The sequence below is a fragment of the Janthinobacterium sp. GW460-12-1-14-LB5 genome, assembly GCF_059423585.1.
This window is the reverse complement of the sequence record NZ_JBWKYD010000020.1, coordinates 13420-29130: the sequence shown is the minus strand read 5'-3', so window position 1 is coordinate 29130 and position 15711 is coordinate 13420. Positions and strand designations below refer to the sequence as shown.

Annotated in this window: 18 protein-coding genes and 2 tRNA genes; 15 read left to right on the top strand and 5 right to left on the bottom strand. The window is 66.2% G+C overall.

All coding sequences use genetic code 11. From position 1 onward, the window contains the following. Positions 1-15 precede the first annotated feature (15 nt). The 4 genes from lspA to AC07X6_RS20240 are packed head-to-tail and all read left to right on the top strand — an operon-like array spanning position 16 to position 3364. Positions 16-525, top strand: a complete 510-nt coding sequence (gene lspA / locus AC07X6_RS20255) for a signal peptidase II (protein ID WP_474292499.1) — start codon at positions 16-18, stop codon at positions 523-525. Positions 526-542: 17 nt separating this feature from the next. Continuing rightward, positions 543-1763, top strand: coding sequence for a bifunctional phosphopantothenoylcysteine decarboxylase/phosphopantothenate--cysteine ligase CoaBC (coaBC, locus tag AC07X6_RS20250; RefSeq protein WP_230539721.1), 1221 nt, complete (start codon positions 543-545; stop codon positions 1761-1763). Between the two features lie 35 nt (positions 1764-1798). Then, positions 1799-2248 (top strand): dUTP diphosphatase, encoded by a 450-nt coding sequence (gene dut / locus AC07X6_RS20245; protein WP_099762451.1) that lies wholly within the window; start codon positions 1799-1801, stop codon positions 2246-2248. A 12-nt stretch (positions 2249-2260) separates the two neighbouring features. Further along, complete coding sequence (locus AC07X6_RS20240; protein WP_494792159.1) at positions 2261-3364, top strand: M48 family metalloprotease; 1104 nt, start codon at positions 2261-2263, stop codon at positions 3362-3364. Between the two features lie 117 nt (positions 3365-3481). Here the strand turns inward: AC07X6_RS20240 and AC07X6_RS20235 are convergent, their stop codons facing one another. Beyond that, positions 3482-3622 (bottom strand): hypothetical protein, encoded by a 141-nt coding sequence (locus AC07X6_RS20235; protein ID WP_162835767.1) that lies wholly within the window; start codon positions 3620-3622, stop codon positions 3482-3484. Positions 3623-3722: 100 nt separating this feature from the next. On the opposite strand from AC07X6_RS20235, the gene AC07X6_RS20230 reads away from it, so the two are divergent. From AC07X6_RS20230 to AC07X6_RS20210, 5 genes are all read left to right on the top strand, one after another. Beyond that, positions 3723-4730, top strand: coding sequence for an XdhC family protein (locus AC07X6_RS20230; RefSeq protein WP_494792158.1), 1008 nt, complete (start codon positions 3723-3725; stop codon positions 4728-4730). A 66-nt stretch (positions 4731-4796) separates the two neighbouring features. After that, positions 4797-5714, top strand: coding sequence for a DNA-3-methyladenine glycosylase family protein (locus tag AC07X6_RS20225; protein WP_494792157.1), 918 nt, complete (start codon positions 4797-4799; stop codon positions 5712-5714). 57 nt (positions 5715-5771) lie between these two features. Then, a complete protein-coding gene (locus tag AC07X6_RS20220) occupies positions 5772-6137 on the top strand; it encodes a COG4315 family predicted lipoprotein (RefSeq protein ID WP_409028005.1) in 366 nt (121 codons plus the stop codon). A gap of 27 nt (positions 6138-6164) precedes the next feature. Then, a complete protein-coding gene (locus tag AC07X6_RS20215; protein ID WP_494792156.1) occupies positions 6165-6686 on the top strand; it encodes an RNA polymerase sigma factor in 522 nt (173 codons plus the stop codon). Next, positions 6683-7468, top strand: coding sequence for an anti-sigma factor family protein (locus AC07X6_RS20210; protein WP_494792155.1), 786 nt, complete (start codon positions 6683-6685; stop codon positions 7466-7468). The genes AC07X6_RS20215 and AC07X6_RS20210 overlap by 4 nt, the downstream gene beginning before the upstream one ends. A 37-nt stretch (positions 7469-7505) precedes the next feature. Here AC07X6_RS20210 and mug read toward each other — a convergent pair whose 3' ends face one another. Next, entirely contained in the window at positions 7506-8027 is a 522-nt protein-coding gene (mug, locus tag AC07X6_RS20205; RefSeq protein ID WP_474292506.1) for a G/U mismatch-specific DNA glycosylase, read from the bottom strand. A 151-nt stretch (positions 8028-8178) separates the two neighbouring features. Between mug and AC07X6_RS20200 the strand changes: the two genes are divergently transcribed. Continuing rightward, positions 8179-8655, top strand: coding sequence for a (2Fe-2S)-binding protein (locus AC07X6_RS20200; protein WP_494792154.1), 477 nt, complete (start codon positions 8179-8181; stop codon positions 8653-8655). Next, a complete protein-coding gene (locus tag AC07X6_RS20195) occupies positions 8652-10958 on the top strand; it encodes a xanthine dehydrogenase family protein molybdopterin-binding subunit (protein WP_494792153.1) in 2307 nt (768 codons plus the stop codon). Before AC07X6_RS20200 ends, AC07X6_RS20195 begins: the two co-directional genes overlap by 4 nt. Here the strand turns inward: AC07X6_RS20195 and AC07X6_RS20190 are convergent. Next, the gene (locus tag AC07X6_RS20190) at positions 10955-12151 is read right to left on the bottom strand and encodes an MFS transporter (RefSeq protein ID WP_494792152.1); all 1197 of its coding nucleotides are present in this window, start codon (positions 12149-12151) and stop codon (positions 10955-10957) included. The two genes, AC07X6_RS20195 and AC07X6_RS20190, sit on opposite strands and share 4 nt — an antisense overlap. A 110-nt stretch (positions 12152-12261) precedes the next feature. Here AC07X6_RS20190 and AC07X6_RS20185 point away from each other — a divergent pair, with 110 nt between their 5' ends. Beyond that, positions 12262-13062 (top strand): helix-turn-helix transcriptional regulator, encoded by an 801-nt coding sequence (locus tag AC07X6_RS20185; RefSeq protein ID WP_494792151.1) that lies wholly within the window; start codon positions 12262-12264, stop codon positions 13060-13062. Positions 13063-13108: 46 nt separating this feature from the next. On the opposite strand, the gene AC07X6_RS20180 is transcribed toward AC07X6_RS20185, so the two are convergent. Beyond that, positions 13109-13185 (bottom strand) — tRNA-Met (locus tag AC07X6_RS20180). A gap of 142 nt (positions 13186-13327) precedes the next feature. Beyond that, positions 13328-13404 (bottom strand) — tRNA-Met (locus AC07X6_RS20175). A gap of 186 nt (positions 13405-13590) precedes the next feature. Here AC07X6_RS20175 and AC07X6_RS20170 point away from each other — a divergent pair. Genes AC07X6_RS20170 through AC07X6_RS20160 form a run of 3 tightly spaced genes read left to right on the top strand, consistent with a single transcriptional unit; the run spans position 13591 to position 15699 of the window. After that, a complete protein-coding gene (locus AC07X6_RS20170; RefSeq protein WP_230539741.1) occupies positions 13591-14169 on the top strand; it encodes an NUDIX hydrolase in 579 nt (192 codons plus the stop codon). 30 nt (positions 14170-14199) lie between these two features. Further along, positions 14200-14916 carry a leucyl/phenylalanyl-tRNA--protein transferase gene (gene aat / locus AC07X6_RS20165; RefSeq protein WP_494792150.1) on the top strand — a complete coding sequence of 239 codons (717 nt, stop codon included), beginning with the start codon at positions 14200-14202 and terminating at the stop codon, positions 14914-14916. Between the two features lie 60 nt (positions 14917-14976). Beyond that, on the top strand, positions 14977-15699 hold the full coding sequence (locus AC07X6_RS20160; protein ID WP_230539743.1) for an arginyltransferase: 723 nt from the start codon (positions 14977-14979) through the stop codon (positions 15697-15699). The last annotated feature ends 12 nt before the right edge of the window (positions 15700-15711 follow it).

The following is a 15711-nucleotide window of genomic DNA, read 5'->3' as shown; positions in this document are numbered from 1 at the left end:
CTTCCCTGGAAAAATATGGCCACTAAAAACCGTTTTTCATCGAAATCGTCCTCCTCAGCGTCGCTCGTGCCCTGGCTGGGCATTGCCGCCATCGTCATCCTGTTCGACCAGATCACCAAGATCACGATCCTGAAGACCTTCCGCTATGCGCAGGAGATGGTCATCACCTCGTATTTCAACCTGGTACTCGCGTATAACAAGGGCGCCGCGTTCAGCTTCCTGTCCGACCAGGGCGGCTGGCAGCGCTATTTCTTCACCGCCATCGCCCTGGCGGCCGCCGTCTACATCATCTACCTGCTGAAAAAGCACGCCGGCCAGCGCATGTTCTGCTGGGCCCTGGCGCTGATCCTTGGCGGTGCGCTGGGCAACGCCATCGACCGCCTGGTGTATGGCCACGTGGTCGACTTCCTCGACTTCCACTGGAAAAGCTGGGGCCATTTCCCCGCTTTCAATATCGCCGACAGCGCCATCTGCATCGGCGCGGCCCTGTTCATCATCGATGAACTGCGCCGTGTAAACAAATAGACAAGCAGGAGAACGGCATGGAATTGTCCGGCAAAAAAATCGTCCTGGGACTTTCGGGCGGCGTCGCCTGCTACAAGGCGGCGGAACTGTGCCGCGCGCTGACAAAGGCCGGCGCCTCGGTGCAGGTGGTGATGACGGATGCGGCCAGCCACTTCATCACGGCCGTCACGATGCAGGCGCTGTCCGGCCACCCCGTGCACACCAGCCAGTGGGATGCCCGCATCGATAACAACATGGCGCATATCGACTTGACGCGCCATGCGGACGCCATCCTGATCGCGCCGTGCTCGGCCGATTTTCTGCGCAAACTCGCGCATGGCGTGTGCGACGACCTGCTCTCGACCCTGTGCCTGGCCCGCCCGGCCCACCTGCCTTTGCTGGTGGCGCCGGCCATGAACGTGGAAATGTGGCAGAACCCCGCCACGCAGCGCAACGTGCAGCAACTGCACGACGACGGCATCACCCTGTTTGGCCCGGCCGCCGGCGAACAGGCTTGCGGCGAAGTTGGCCTGGGCCGCATGCTGGAACCGGAACAGCTCTTGACAGAGCTGATCGCCGCCTTCCAGCCGAAAGTCCTGGCGGGCAAGCGCGTGCTGGTCACGGCCGGCCCCACGTTTGAAGCCATCGACCCCGTGCGCGGCATCACCAATCTGTCCTCGGGCAAGATGGGCTATGCGGTGGCGCGCGCGGCGCGTGAAGCGGGCGCCGAAGTGCTGCTCATTTCCGGCCCCACGGCCCTGGACGCGCCGTTTGGCGTGCGCCGCATCGACGTGCAAAGCGCGCAGCAGATGCACGATGCGGTGCTGGCCCACGTCGACGGCCAGCATGTCTTCGTCGCCGTGGCCGCCGTGGCCGACTGGAGAGTCGCCAACGCCAGCGACCAAAAGATGAAAAAGCAGGCCGACGGCTCCGTGCCCGAACTGCAGTTCGCGCAAAACCCCGACATCCTCGCCACCGTGGCGGCGCGCACCAACCTGGCCGGCTATCCGTATTGCGTGGGCTTTGCCGCCGAATCAGAAAACCTGGTGGAATTCGGCTCGGTCAAGCGCGAGAAAAAAGGCATTCCTCTGCTGGTTGGCAATATCGGCCAGAACACGTTTGGCCAGGACGACAACACCATCATCCTGTTCGACGAGGAAGGCCATACCGTGCTGCCGCGCGCCTCGAAACTGAACCTGGCGCGCCAGCTGATTTCGGAAATCTCGAAACGCCTGGCAAAAAATTCGCTGCTCAAATAATCCTTTTAAACGACTTAGCTTAGTTAGTTAGATTCATGAAAAATATCGACATCAAGATCCTCGACGCCCGCATGCAAGAACTGCTGCCGGCCTACGCCACACCGGGCAGCGCGGGGCTGGACCTGCGCGCCTGCATCGACGAGGCGATCACCATCGAAGCCGGCCAGACCGTGCTCATTCCCACGGGCCTGGCCATCCACATCGGCGACCCGTCGTATGCGGCCATGATTTTGCCGCGCAGCGGCATGGGCCACAAAAACGGCATCGTTTTGGGGAATCTGGTAGGCTTGATCGACTCCGATTACCAGGGCCAGCTGATGGTATCGACCTGGAACCGGGGCCAGAGCGCCTTCACGCTCAATCCCATGGAGCGCCTGGCGCAACTGATTATCGTGCCGGTGCTGCAAGTGGGCTTTAACGTCGTCGAGGAATTCGGCGACAGCGAACGCGGTGTTGGCGGTTTCGGCAGCACCGGCAAACATTAAGGATTGACACTTATGCCAGGTTTCCGCCATCTGATCCCAGCCCAGACTTCGCTGCACCGATTGGCCACTCCCCTCCTGTTGGCCGGCGCGGCCATTCTGGCCGGCTGCACCACGCCGGTGACGACTGTCAGCGGCCCGTTCAACGTCGTGCCGGCGCCCGAGGCCCCGGCCCTGACGGCGCAGCAAAAGGCGGCGCAGGAAGAGCTGGTGAAGATGGTAACCCTGCAGGACCGCCTGTCGAAAGTCTCGGCGCCCCTGCTGATCAACAATGCGGACCTGTGCAAGACGTATGCGCGCAACCTGCTGGGCTTCACGGCGCAGAACAAGTATTCCTACCCTGGCATCTATGCCGACGCGGCGCAGGCGGCACTCGGCTACGGCGAACAGATGCAGGTGTCCGGCGTCTTGCCGGGCAGCGGCGCCGCGCGCGCCGGCTTGCGCAAGGGCGACGGTTTGCTGGCCGCCGAAGGCAAGCCGCTGCCGGCAGGCCCGAAAGCGGAAGGCCCGTTCGGCGCCATCGTCGGCCCGCTGGCCTCGAAGAACGCAAGCCTGAACATGACCATCGCCCGCGACGGCCAGCAGCAGGACCTCAAAATTCCCGTCACGCGCGCCTGCGCCTTCCGCGTCGCCCTGGGCAATGCGGACAATATCAACGCGTATTCGGACGGCGCGCGCATCATGCTCACGCGCGGCATGATCAATGCGGCGCAAAACGACGAAGGCATCGCTTTCGTCATCGCCCGCGAAATGGCGCACAACATCCTCGACCACGCGCGCAGCCAGCGCTCGGCCGGTACGGCCGGCACCATCATCGACAGCCTGGGCGCCGTGCAGCCCGACGTCTCGATGCTGACGGGCGCCGCTGGCATCAAGGCCATGCCGCAGGAACTCGATGTGCAAGCCGACACCCTGGCCATCTACCTGCTGGCGCGCGCCGGCTACAACGTCGACAACGCCGCCCGCTTCTGGCAGCGCATGGCCACGCAAGTGCCGGCCACGGTCGCCAACGGCTACACGGCCCTGCACCCGGGCACCAACTCGCGCATGGCTGCCGTCAACCGCGCCGTCATCGACGTGCGCGCCAAGCAGGCGGCGAAGAAGCCGCTCAAGCCTTAGCACGGAGGCGCCTGACAAAACCGTCGCGAGCGGCAGTGATTTGTGGCTAAGAAGCGCAACCGTACTCTAGTACGGTGAGCATCGCAGGCCACAAAGCGCGACGCGCAGCAGGTTTGCTCAGGCGCCGGGGAAGTTCGGGAAGTAGGTGCCCATGATCCAGGTCAGGGCACCGCAGAACACCACGGCCAGAAACAGGACGATGAGCAGCTTGCCGAACTTGGGAATACCCTCTTCTTGCGTCTTGACTTCATTTGACATGAAAATTCTCCGCAGGGTGGTGGAACAGGTAGTATATCCACAATCTTGAATACTTTTCCATACTTTGCCGCAAACATACGGCATGTAACTCGCGCGCGCCATGGACAGCATCGACCTTGAAGTTCTGAAGACCAGCGCCGCCTGGCTCGCCGCCGGGCACCGCTGCGAACTCGTCACCGTCATCAAGACCTGGGGTTCCAGCCCCCGCCCCGTGGGCGCCACCCTGGCCATCTGCGACGATGGCACGGTGGTCGGCTCCGTCTCGGGCGGCTGCATCGAGGATGACCTGATCGACAGGGTGCGCGTGCACGGCATTGAGCGCACCTTGCCGGACATCGTCAGCTACGGCATCAGCGCGGACGAGGCGCACCGCTTCGGCCTGCCCTGCGGCGGCACCATCGAACTGGCCATCGAGCCGCTGCATGCGGGCAGCAAGGTGGCCGAACTGCTGGCGCGCCTGGAAGCGCACGAACTGGTCGAACGCCGCCTCGACCTGGGCACGGGCGCCGTCACCCTGCAAACCGCCGCGCCGGGCGCCGTGCTGGCCCTGGAAAATGGCGCGCTCACCACGCAGCACGGCCCGCGCTGGCGCCTGCTGATCATCGGCGCCAGCCAGCTGTCGCGCTTCGTGGCGCAAATCGCCATGGCCATGGATTACCACGTCATCGTCTGCGACCCGCGCGAGGAATACCGGGGCGGCTGGAACGTGCCCGGCGTGCCCCTGCTGCACGCCATGCCGGACGACCTAGTGCTGGAACTCAAGCTCGACAGCCGCAGCGCCGTCGTCGCCCTCACGCACGACCCCAAGCTCGACGACCTGGCCCTGATGGAAGCACTCAAATCCCCTGCGTTTTATGTCGGCGCCATCGGCTCGCGCGCGAATAACGCCAAACGCCGCGAACGGCTGCTGCAGTTCGACGTCAGCGCGGAGCAGCTGGCGCGCCTGCATGGCCCCATCGGCCTGTACATCGGCAGCAAGACGCCGGCCGAAATCGCCATCTCCATCCTGGCCGAACTGACGGCCGTGAAAAATGGCGTGCCCGACGCCCTGCAGATCCAGCATGCGGCGGCCCTGAGCCCGCCCACCACGGATATCTGCGCCCGCTAAGGGCCGCAGCAAGAAACGCGGTGCGCCGGCGGCGCACCCCTGCTACCTTCACTGAATTTGGCCACCATGACCCTGCTGCACTGGACCCTCCCCCTGCCCGCCGGCTACCGCCGCGACGACGTCATCGCCTTTCACAGCCGCGACGGGGAAGCCGTCGCCGAACAGGTCACCGCAGCAGGCCTGCGCAAGGGCATCCTGCTTGCCGGCGTGCCCGTGGTGCTGGACGTGGCCTTCACGGACGCTGCGGCCGTTTGCCGCGCCGAGATCGACGGCGGCGCCAGTGACGCTGTGCAAACGGCGCTGCACGGCGCCCTGCTCAACATCCTCGGCCTGCGCATCGACCCGCAGCCGTTCGCCCTGCTGGCCGCCGCCGACCCGCTGCTGGCGCCTTTGATAAGCGTCAATCCGGGCTTGCGCATCGTGCAATCGGCCAGCCCCTTCGAGGCGCTGACCTGGGCCATCATCGGCCAGCAGATCAATCTGTCGTTCGCCATTTCCCTGCGCCGCACGTTTATTTTGCAGGCGGGGCGCCGGCATGCCAGCGGCTTGTGGTGCTACCCCGAGGCGCGCGATGTGGCGCGGCTGGAAATCGAGGATTTGACCAGCCGCAAATTCTCGCGCGCCAAGGCGGAAACCGTGCTGCGCCTGGCGCGCCTGGTCGACGACGGGGAATTGTCGCTGGAACTGCCCCCTTCCGGCGACGTGGCGGCCATTTCGCAGGCGCTGCTGGCCGTGAAGGGCATCGGCCCGTGGACCGTCAATTACGCGCTGCTGCGCGGCTACGGCTATGCCGACTGCTCGCTGCACGGCGACGTGGCCATCCGCGCCGCCCTGCAAAAACTGCTCGGCGAAGAGGTCAAGCCGGACATGGCGCGCACGGAGCAGTGGCTGCGCCAGTACGCGCCGCACCGCACCATGGCGGCCGCCCACCTGTGGGCCAGCCTGCACGCTCCGGCAAAAAATATTTCAAACGAGCGGGAATAAACGGCGGGCGGCATGCGTCTATCCCTTGCAAGCCCACCAAACCTCAAGGAGACCATCATGCGCTTTACTGCTATCGCCACCCTCGCCGCCCTATTGTCCGCCCCGCTGGCCTTCGCCGCCGACGTCATGCCCGCCAACGGCATGCTGGTCAACGCCAGCGGCATGACCGTGTACGTGTTCGACAAGGATGTCGCCGACAGCGGCAAGAGCGCCTGCAGCGGCGGCTGCCTGGTCGCCTGGCCCGCCGTCATCGCCACCGACGCGGCGCCCGCCGCCCCGTATGGCAGCATCAAGCGCGAAGACAACGGCGCCATGCAGCTGACCTACAAGGGCAAGCCCCTGTACCTGTACAAGGAAGACAAGAAGCCGGGCGACGTGGCCGGCGACAATTTCAAGAACGTGTGGCACGTCGTCAAGCCCTAAGCTCACCATCCCGCCACCACGATGACCATGCAAGAGGACAGCCGCCAGCTGCAAGCGTGCCTGCCCGGCCTGCGCCGCTATGCGCGCGCGCTGGCCGGCGCCGCGCACGCGGACGACCTGGTGCAGGACACCGTGGAGCGGGCCTGGCGCAAGTTCGACCAGTGGCAGCGCGGCGGCGAGATGCGGCCCTGGCTGTTTTCCATCATGCATAACCTGCACGTGGACCAGCTGCGCCGCCCCGGCCTGGCCCTGCAGGAGCTCGACGACGATACCGTGCTGCCCGCCCCTGAGCACGCGCCGGGGCAAGCCATCGCCATCGGCGAAATGGATGCGGCGCTGGCCCGTTTGCCGCTGGGGCAGCGCGAAGTGATCCTTCTGGTCGCGCTGGAACAGATGCCGTACGAGCAGGTGGCGGCCACCCTGGACATCCCCGTCGGCACAGTCATGTCGCGGCTGGCGCGCGGGCGCGACCGGCTGCGCGAACTGCTCGACGGCCGCCCTGCCGGCAGCCAGGGCAGCGGCCCACCCACCCTGAAAGTCGTGAAATGACAACGCAAGCCATCAGCGAAGCGCAATTGCACGCCCTGGCCGACGGCGTCCTGCCCGAAGACCAGCGCGCGGCCGTCGACGCCCACCTGCGCGCGCATCCCGGGGACGCCGCCAGGGTGGACGCCTGGCGCGAACAGAACCGGCAATTGCGCGCCCTGTTCGATCCCGTGCTGGACGACGCTGTGCCCCCGGCGCTGCTGCAGGCGGCGGCCCCGCCGGCGGCGAACGGCGCCTGGCGCCGCCCCGCCATGCAGGCGGCAGCGGCCGTCGTGCTGGTGCTCGCGGGCGGCGCGGGCGGCTGGCTGCTGCGCGGCGGCGATGGCGTGCCCCCCGGCGCCAGCCCGGTTTCCCTGGCGCGCAGCGCCGCCATCGCCCATGCCGTCTACACGCCCGAAGTGCGCCACCCCGTGGAAGTAGGCGCGGAACAGGAGGCGCACCTGGTGCAATGGCTGTCGAAACGCCTGGGCAGCAAATTGCAGCCGCCCGCGCTGTCGCCGCTCGGCTATCACCTGATCGGCGGGCGCCTGCTGCCCGGCGATGGCGACGGCCCCGTGGCGCAATTCATGTATGAAGATGGCAAAGGCCAGCGCCTGACCCTGTACGTGGCGAAAGAACGGGCCGGCAAGCAGGAAACGGCCTTCCGCTACGCGCAGGAAAAGGATCTGAGCGTGTTTTACTGGATCGACGGCCAGCTCGGTTACGCCCTCTCGGCGAGCCTGCCCAAGCAGGAACTGGGCAAGATCGCCGGCGCCGTGTACGCGCAGCTGGAGCAGCCGCGCTGAACCAGGCCGCCCATGTGTTGCGCCGCGCGCGGGTACGTCAGCCCAGCGCGCGCCTGAGTTCCGCGTAGGCCTCGACCAGCCGTTCCTTCGAATAGCCGCGATTGAGGCCACTGGGATTGGGCAGTATCCACACGCGCGCGCCGCCGAAGCGCTCCGGCTGTTCGCCCCATTCCAGCTGGCGTTTTCCCGTCATCGCCGCGTAGGCGGCCTTGCCCAGGAAGGCGATCCACTGCGGCTGCATCAATGCCAGTTTGTGCTGCAGGCCGGCCGCCGCTTGCGCGAATTCGTCCGTTCCCACCTGGTCCGCGCGGCTGGTCGGACGCCCGACGGCCGCCGTCAATCCCAGCCCGAAACCGAGCACGCTGGCATCGTCCTGCGGCGCCACCAGGTGCGGCGTGAAGCCGGCCAGGTGCAGCACGGGCCAGAAGCGGTTGCCGCGGCCGAGAAAATGGTGGCCGGCCGCCGCCGCGTCCACGCCGGGATTGAGGCCGCAAAAAACCACCTGCAAGCCGGGAGCGAGAATGTCGGGCAAGCCTTGCGCCACTGTGATGTATGTCATGGAAAACTCCAATATCGGAAGCCGCAGTATGCCACCGGCCTCCGCCATGCAGCGCAGGGCGGCTGGTGCTACCATCCGATACTGATGCGCTCATCCATATGCCGGATGGCCGTCGCGCGTCCCCGCACCATCCCCACTCCGAGGAATACACATGACGACCCTGACCATCAATGGCAAGCAGCACGAACTTGCACTGCCTGAAGACACGCCCCTGCTGTGGGCCTTGCGCGACGAACTGGGCATGACCGGCACCAAATTCGGCTGCGGCATGGCCCTGTGCGGCGCCTGCACCGTGCACCTCGACGGCGAAGCGATCCGCTCCTGCGTGACGCCCGTGTCGGCCGCCGCCGGCAAGAAGATTACCACCATCGAAGCGGTGGGCGAAGACAAGGTCGGCTTTGCGCTACAGCAAGCCTGGCAGGAACACGGCGTGCCACAATGCGGCTATTGCCAGGCTGGCCAGATCATGTCGGCCACGGCCCTGCTGCACAAGACGCCAAGACCGAACGACCAGCAAATCCGCGAAGCGATGAGCGGCAATATCTGCCGCTGCGGCACCTACACGCGCATCCACGCGGCCATCAGGCAGGCCTCGGCCAGTATCCACGCGAAAGGAGCGGCCAAATGAGCATCCATGACACTGCCGCCGCACATTCGCCTGCGCGGCGCCACTGGCTCAAGGCCGCCGGCGCGCTGGCCGGCTTGACCCTCGTGGCCGGCCCTTCCGGCCTCGTGATGGCGGCCGATGCCGTCAAATACGGCGGCGACAAGATGGCGGGCGGCGTGGTCGACGACACCCTGGTCTTCCTGTCAATCGCCGCCGACGGCATCGTCACCATCGTTGTACACCGCTCCGAAATGGGACAGGGCATCCGCACCAGCCTGCCCATGGTGGCGGCCGACGAACTGGGCGCCGACTGGGCGCAGGTGCGCGTGCAGCAGGCGCCCGCCGACGAGGCGCGCTACGGCAGCCAGGATACGGACGGCTCGCGCAGCATGCGCCACTCGTTCCGCGCCATGCGCCACGTGGGCGCCACGGCGCGCCTGATGCTGGAAACGGCAGCCGCCGTGCGCTGGGACGTGCCCGTGACGCAAGTCAAGGCCGTCAACCATGCGGTCGTGCATGCGGCCAGCGGACGCTCGCTGTCGTTCGGCGCGCTGGCCGAGGAAGCGGCCAAGCTGCCGGTGCCGCCACGCGCGCGCATCAGCCTGAAAACGGCGGGCGAGCTGCGTTATATAGGCCAAAGCAGCACGCGCGGCATCGACCTGCACGACATCGTCACGGGCAATACCCACTTCGGCATCGACACGCGCCTCGACGGCATGGCGTACGCCGTCATCGCCCGTCCGCCCGTCTTCGGCGGCAAGCTGAAAAGCGTGGACAAGACGGCGGCCCTGAAGGTGCCGGGCGTGCTGCGCATCGTCGAACTGGCAGGCAGTCCGCCGCCGGCCATGTTCAATCCGCTGGGCGGCGTGGCCGTCATCGCGAAAAATACCTGGGCCGCCATCAAGGGCCGCGAAGCGCTGGTGCTGGAATGGGACGATGGCCCGAACGGCGATTACGACTCGAAAGCCTTCCGCAAGACCCTGGAAGCTGCCGTGCGCCAGCCGGCCAGCCCGGCGCGCGACCAGGGCAAGACGGTGGCCACCCTGGCCGCCGCTCCCGCCGCGCGCAAACTCAGTGCCGAATATTATCTGCCCCACCTGGCCCACGCCACCATGGAGCCGCCCGCCGCCACCGTGCGCATCGCCGGCGGCAAGGCCGAAGTGTGGGCCTGCGTGCAGGCGCCGCAGGCGACGCGCAGCAACGTGGCCAAGGCCCTGGGCCTGGCGTATGACGACGTCACCGTCCACGTGACCCTGCTGGGCGGCGGTTTCGGGCGCAAATCGAAGCCCGATTTCGCCGTCGAGGCGGCGCTGCTGTCGAAAGCCATGGATGGCGCGCCCGTCAAGCTGACGTGGACGCGCGACGACGACCTGCAGCACGACTATCTGCACACGGTGTCCGTCGAACGGCTGGAAGCGTCGCTGGATGCGAAGGGCATGCCGACGGCCTGGCTGCACCGCACGGCCGCCCCCACCATCACCTCGACCTTTGCCGCCGGCGCGAACAAGCAGGCGCCGTTCGAGCTGGGCATGTCGGCCATCAACGTGCCGTTCGCCATTGCGAACATCCGCGTCGAGGTACCCGAAGTGCCGGCCCATACGCGCATCGGCTGGTTCCGTTCCGTGTCGAATATCCCGCACGCGTTTGCCATCCAGTCGTTCACGGCCGAACTGGCGCACGCGGCAAAGAAGGATCACCGCGACTACCTGCTGGCATTGCTGGGCCCCGCGCGCAAGATCAACCCGGCCGACCTGTCCGATGGCTGGAACTATGGCGAAGATCCGGCGAAGTATCCGGTCGACATAGGCCGCATGCGCCACGTGATCGAACTGGCGACGGCCAAGGCGGGCTGGGGCCGCAAGCTGCCCAAGGGACGGGGGCTGGGCCTGGCCGTGTCCTACAGTTTCGTCACCTATGTGGCGGCCGTGATCGAAGTGGAAATCAATGCGGCCGGCGAAGTCATCGTGCCCAGGGTCGATATCGCCATGGATTGCGGCCCGCAGATCAATCCGGACCGCGTGCGCTCGCAGATCGAAGGCGCCTGCATCATGGGCCTGTCGCTGGCCATGAGCGGCGAGATCAGCTTTAAGAATGGCCGGGTCGAGCAAAGCAATTTCCACGACTATAGCGTGCTGCGCGCCGCCGACGCGCCCCACGTGATCCACACGCACCTGGTGCCCGGTACCCTGGACATGGAGCTGGGCGGCGTGGGCGAGCCGGCCACGCCGCCCATCGCGCCGGCCCTGTGCAACGCCATCTTCGCCGCCACGGGCAAGCGCATCCGCGCCCTGCCCGTGGGCATGCAGCTGGCGAAAAAAGGCTAGCCGCGCCGCGCGGCCGGCAGCTGCAGCAGCAACGCGGCGGCGGCGACCAGGGCGGCGCCGGCCGCCAGCAGCCACATGGGCCAGTTGAGCACGAGCAGCACCCCACCTGCGGCGGCGCCGATGGCGCTGCCCAGGTACAGCGCCGATTCATTGAGGGCGATGGCCAGGTTGCCGTCGCCCTGCCGCGCGCGCACGGCCAGCAGTTGCTGGTTCTGCGGCACTTGCAGGGCCCAGCCGGCCGCGCCCCACAGCACGATCGGCGCCAGCATCAGCCAGGCCGACCAGCCGGCCGCCAGCGGCAGCGCGCCCAAGGCCAGCGCCAGCAGCAGCAAGATGAGGCAGGTCAGCTTCGGCGCCGCCACCTTATCCGCCCATGGCCCGACCAATACGCTGCCCGCGATGCCGCCCACGCCCCAGGCCCACAGGAAGGGCGTGGCGGATATCGCGGCGCCGTGCGCGGACCACGCCAGCAGCGGCGCAATAAACGTGTACATGCCCAGGCTGGCGATGGCCGCCAGCAGCGACACGAGCAAAATGGCCAGCACCTGCCCATCGGCCAGCAAGGCCAGCTTGCGGCGCAGCGAGGTCGCCGGTACTTCCGGCAGCGCGGGCAGCTTCCACAGCAAGCCCGCCAGCGCCAGCGCACCGAGGCCGGCGACCAGCCACAGGGCCGCCGTCCAGCCCAGCTGCTGCGCCAGCAACAGGCTCAAAGGCACGCCCAGCACCGTGCCGCCCGCCATGCCGCCCATGATCGCACCGATGGCCTTGCCGCGCTGCCGCGGCGCCGACACGCCCGCCGCCGCCGCGATGCCCAGCGCCAGGTAGACGCCCGCCCCGATGCCGGCCACGGCCCGCCACGCCAGCAGACTGGTAAAACCGGGCGCCAGCGCGCTGGCCCCATTCGCCAGCACGAATACGCCCAGGGCGGTCAACAGGCCGGAGCGCTGCGCGCGCGCCGGCAGCAAGGCCACGGCCAGGGGCGAGCCGAGGCCATAGGCCAGCGTAAACGCCGTTACCAGCTGCGCGGCCATGGCCAGGGAGATGGAAAAGGCACTGGCAATCATCGGCATCAGGCCCGCCGTCACATACGACGCCATGCCCAGCGCGAACGCGCCCACGGCGATCAGGTAGACGGTGGCGGGCAGCGCGGCATCGGCAAGTGCGGGTGCGCGGGAGGAAGAATAGTCAGACATGGGCAAGCTTTCGGGAAGAAAGCAGGCATTCTGGAATACAATATAAACAATTACAATTTAACTGTTTATGCTATTACTGATAGCAACAGGCTCACCGGAAAACCCCCACCATGCGCACTTTGGCCCGCACCCGCCACGAACTGGCCGCCTACCTGCAGGCGCGCCGCGCGCGGCTGTCGCCCGAAGACGTGGGTTTGCCCGGTGGCGGGCGGCGCAGGACGCCGGGCTTGCGCCGCGAGGAAGTGGCGGCGCTGGCCGGCGTGGGGCTGACCTGGTACACCTGGCTGGAGCAGGGGCGCGACATCGGCGTCTCGAGCGCCTTTCTCGACAAGCTGGCGCAGGTGCTCAAGCTCGATGCGGGCGAGCGGCGCCACCTGTTCCTGCTCGCGCATGCGCGTCCGCCCGCCGAAGAGGGCAAGACGTTTTGCGTGGTGCCGCCGCCCGTGCGCCGCCTGATGCACGAACTGGCGCATCCGGCCTATGTGCTCAACCTGCGCTGGGACGTGCTGGCGTTCAATGCGGGAGCGGACGCCCTGTTCGGCTTTGGCGCGCATGCCGCCGCGCGCCGCAACCTGCTGTGGCTCTTGTTTACCGACCCGCTGCTGCGCTCGCGCTTCACGGCCTGGGAAGAGCAGGCGCCGCTGATACTGTCGAGCTTTCGCCGCGACTATGCGCGCGCCACGCAGGAAGCCGATATCCACGCGCTGGTGGACGAACTGGAAAAAGTCTCTCCCGAATTCAAGCTATGGTGGCGCCGCCATGACGTGCATGCGCCATGCGCCGGCGTGCGCCGCCTGACCATCGGCGGCGAGGACATCGCGTACGAGCACACCTCGCTGACCATCGATGCGGACCGCCACCTGCGGCTGGTCGTGTACGCGCGCCAGCTGGCAGAAGACACCGCGCCGTAAACGAAAAAACCGCTGGCCCTCTTGCGAGGAACCAGCGGCTTCGAATTGGTTGCGGGGACAGGATTTGAACCTGTGACCTTCGGGTTATGAGCCCGACGAGCTGCCAGACTGCTCCACCCCGCACTCGAATTATATACCAGATTGTTGCGCGGCGTAAAGGGCATGATTTGACAATGTCATGCCTGCCCCGCCTGGCGAATATTGTTCCTGGGTGGAAATGGAAAAAGCCGCCGATCTTTTGCAAGAATCAGCGGCTTTCCGGTATTGGTTGCGGGGACAGGATTTGAACCTGTGACCTTCGGGTTATGAGCCCGACGAGCTGCCAGACTGCTCCACCCCGCACTTGAATTATAAGGGCAAACGGGTGGCTTAGGCAATAGCTATCTCAACTTAGACTGCAATAGAGCTATTTAATTATAAAACCAGGCCAATTGCCGGTTGGCATTGTGTCCGCCCGTCACGCCACACAGCGCGCAATCGGTGTACAGTAAGCGTTACACCAGACACCCATTTTTCCGAAGCCTGCCCATGAAATTCTGCTCCGAATGCGCCCATCCTGTCAGCCTGTCCATTCCGGAAGGCGACAACCGTCCCCGCTATGTGTGCGCCAACTGCGACGCCATCCATTACCAGAACCCGAAAATGGTGGTCGGCTCCATCCCCGTGTGGGAAGAGGATGGCCAGCTGCAGGTCTTGCTGTGCAAGCGAGCCATCGAGCCGCGCCTCGGTTACTGGACCCTGCCGGCCGGCTTCATGGAAAACGATGAAACGACGTCCGATGCGGCCGAGCGCGAAACGGTGGAGGAAGCGGGCGCGAATATCGAACTGGGGCCCCTGTTTTCGCTGCTCAACGTGCAGCGCGTGCACCAGGTGCACCTGTTCTACCTGGCGCGCCTGCGCGACCTCGATTTCGCGCCGGGCATCGAAAGCCTGGACGTGCGGCTGTTTACGGAAGCGCAGATTCCCTGGGATGACCTGGCCTTCCCCACCATCCGCGCCACCCTGGAACTGTTCTTTGCCGACCGCGTGAAAATCCGCGAAGGCGGCAGCTACGGCTTCCATACGGGCGACATCACGCGCCCGATGGCGCGCGCGGATGCCGAGTAAGCCCCCCCCTCACCTGCCAATTGACCCTGCATGATTCCCTGGCTCGACATCCACACCCCGTTTCCCGACGTCTCGCGCGCCCTGAAAGACGAGGCGCCCGGCCTGCTGGCGGCCGGCGCCGACCTGTCGCCCGCGCGCCTGCTCGACGCCTACAAGCACGGCATCTTCCCCTGGTTTTCCGAGGGCCAGCCCATACTCTGGTGGAGCACCGATCCGCGCATGGTGCTGATGACGGACGACTTCAAGGTGTCCGACAGCCTGGCCAAGGCGATCCGCAAGGTCGAGCGCAGCGCCGCCACGGACGGGCGCTGGCAGCTGCGATTCGACAGCGATTTCGACGCCGTCATGCGCGCCTGCGCGGCGCCGCGCAAGGATGGCCCTGGCACCTGGATTTCCGACGAGATCATCGCCGGCTACACGGGCTTGCACAAGCTGGGCTACGCGCACTCGTCGGAGCTGTGGCTGGACGGCGAACTGGTGGGCGGCGCGTACGGCGTATCGATCGGGCGCATGTTCTATGGCGAATCGATGTTCGCCCGCGTTTCGGACGGTTCGAAGATCGCGCTGGCGCACCTCGTGCGTTTTTTACGGGCGCGCGGCGTGGCTATGATTGACTGCCAGCAAGAAACGAAGCACCTGGCCTCGCTGGGCGCGGCGCCCATTTCGCGCGCCCGCTTCCTGGCCCACGTGCGCGTCGCTATTGAAGCAGCGCAAATCACCGATTGGCATGCTGCGCCACCCGCATAAAAAAGCTATGATATCTTCAGGCACATTTCCATTGCCGCGGACAGACCAGACAGGATCAGCATGACGCACCTGAACGAACTACCGTTTGCCACCCTGCAGTTCTACACGACGGCGCCCTACCCGTGCAGCTACCTGGACGACCGCCAGGCCCGCTCGCAGGTGGCCACGCCATCGCACCTGATCAACAGCGACGTGTATTCGGAACTGGTGCGCAACGGCTTTCGCCGCAGCGGCATTTTCACCTACCGCCCGTATTGCGACGGCTGCCAGGCCTGCATTCCCGTACGCGTCGTAACGCAATCGTTCACCCCCAACCGCAACCAGCGCCGCGCCTGGAACCGCCATGCCGACCTGCAGGCGGGCGTGGCCACCCTGTCCTTCCTCGACGAGCACTACGAGCTGTATCTGCGCTACCAGAGCACGCGCCACGCGGGCGGCGGCATGGACCAGGACAGCCGCGACCAGTACGCGCAATTCCTGCTGCAAAGCCGCGTCAACACGCGCCTGGTGGAGTTCCGCGAACCGGACGGCACCCTGCGCATGGTCAGCATCATCGACGTGCTGGCCGATGGCCTGTCGTCCGTCTACACGTTTTTCGATCCCGACGTGCCGGGCGCCTCGTACGGCACCTACAACGTGCTGTGGCAGATCGCCCAGGCGCAGGAACTGCGCCTGCCCTACATCTACCTGGGCTACTGGATAGAACAAAGTCCGAAGATGGCCTATAAAATCAACTTCAAGCCGCTGGAAGCGCGCATCAAGGGGCAGTGGGTCGTGATGTAAAAAAAGGGCTTG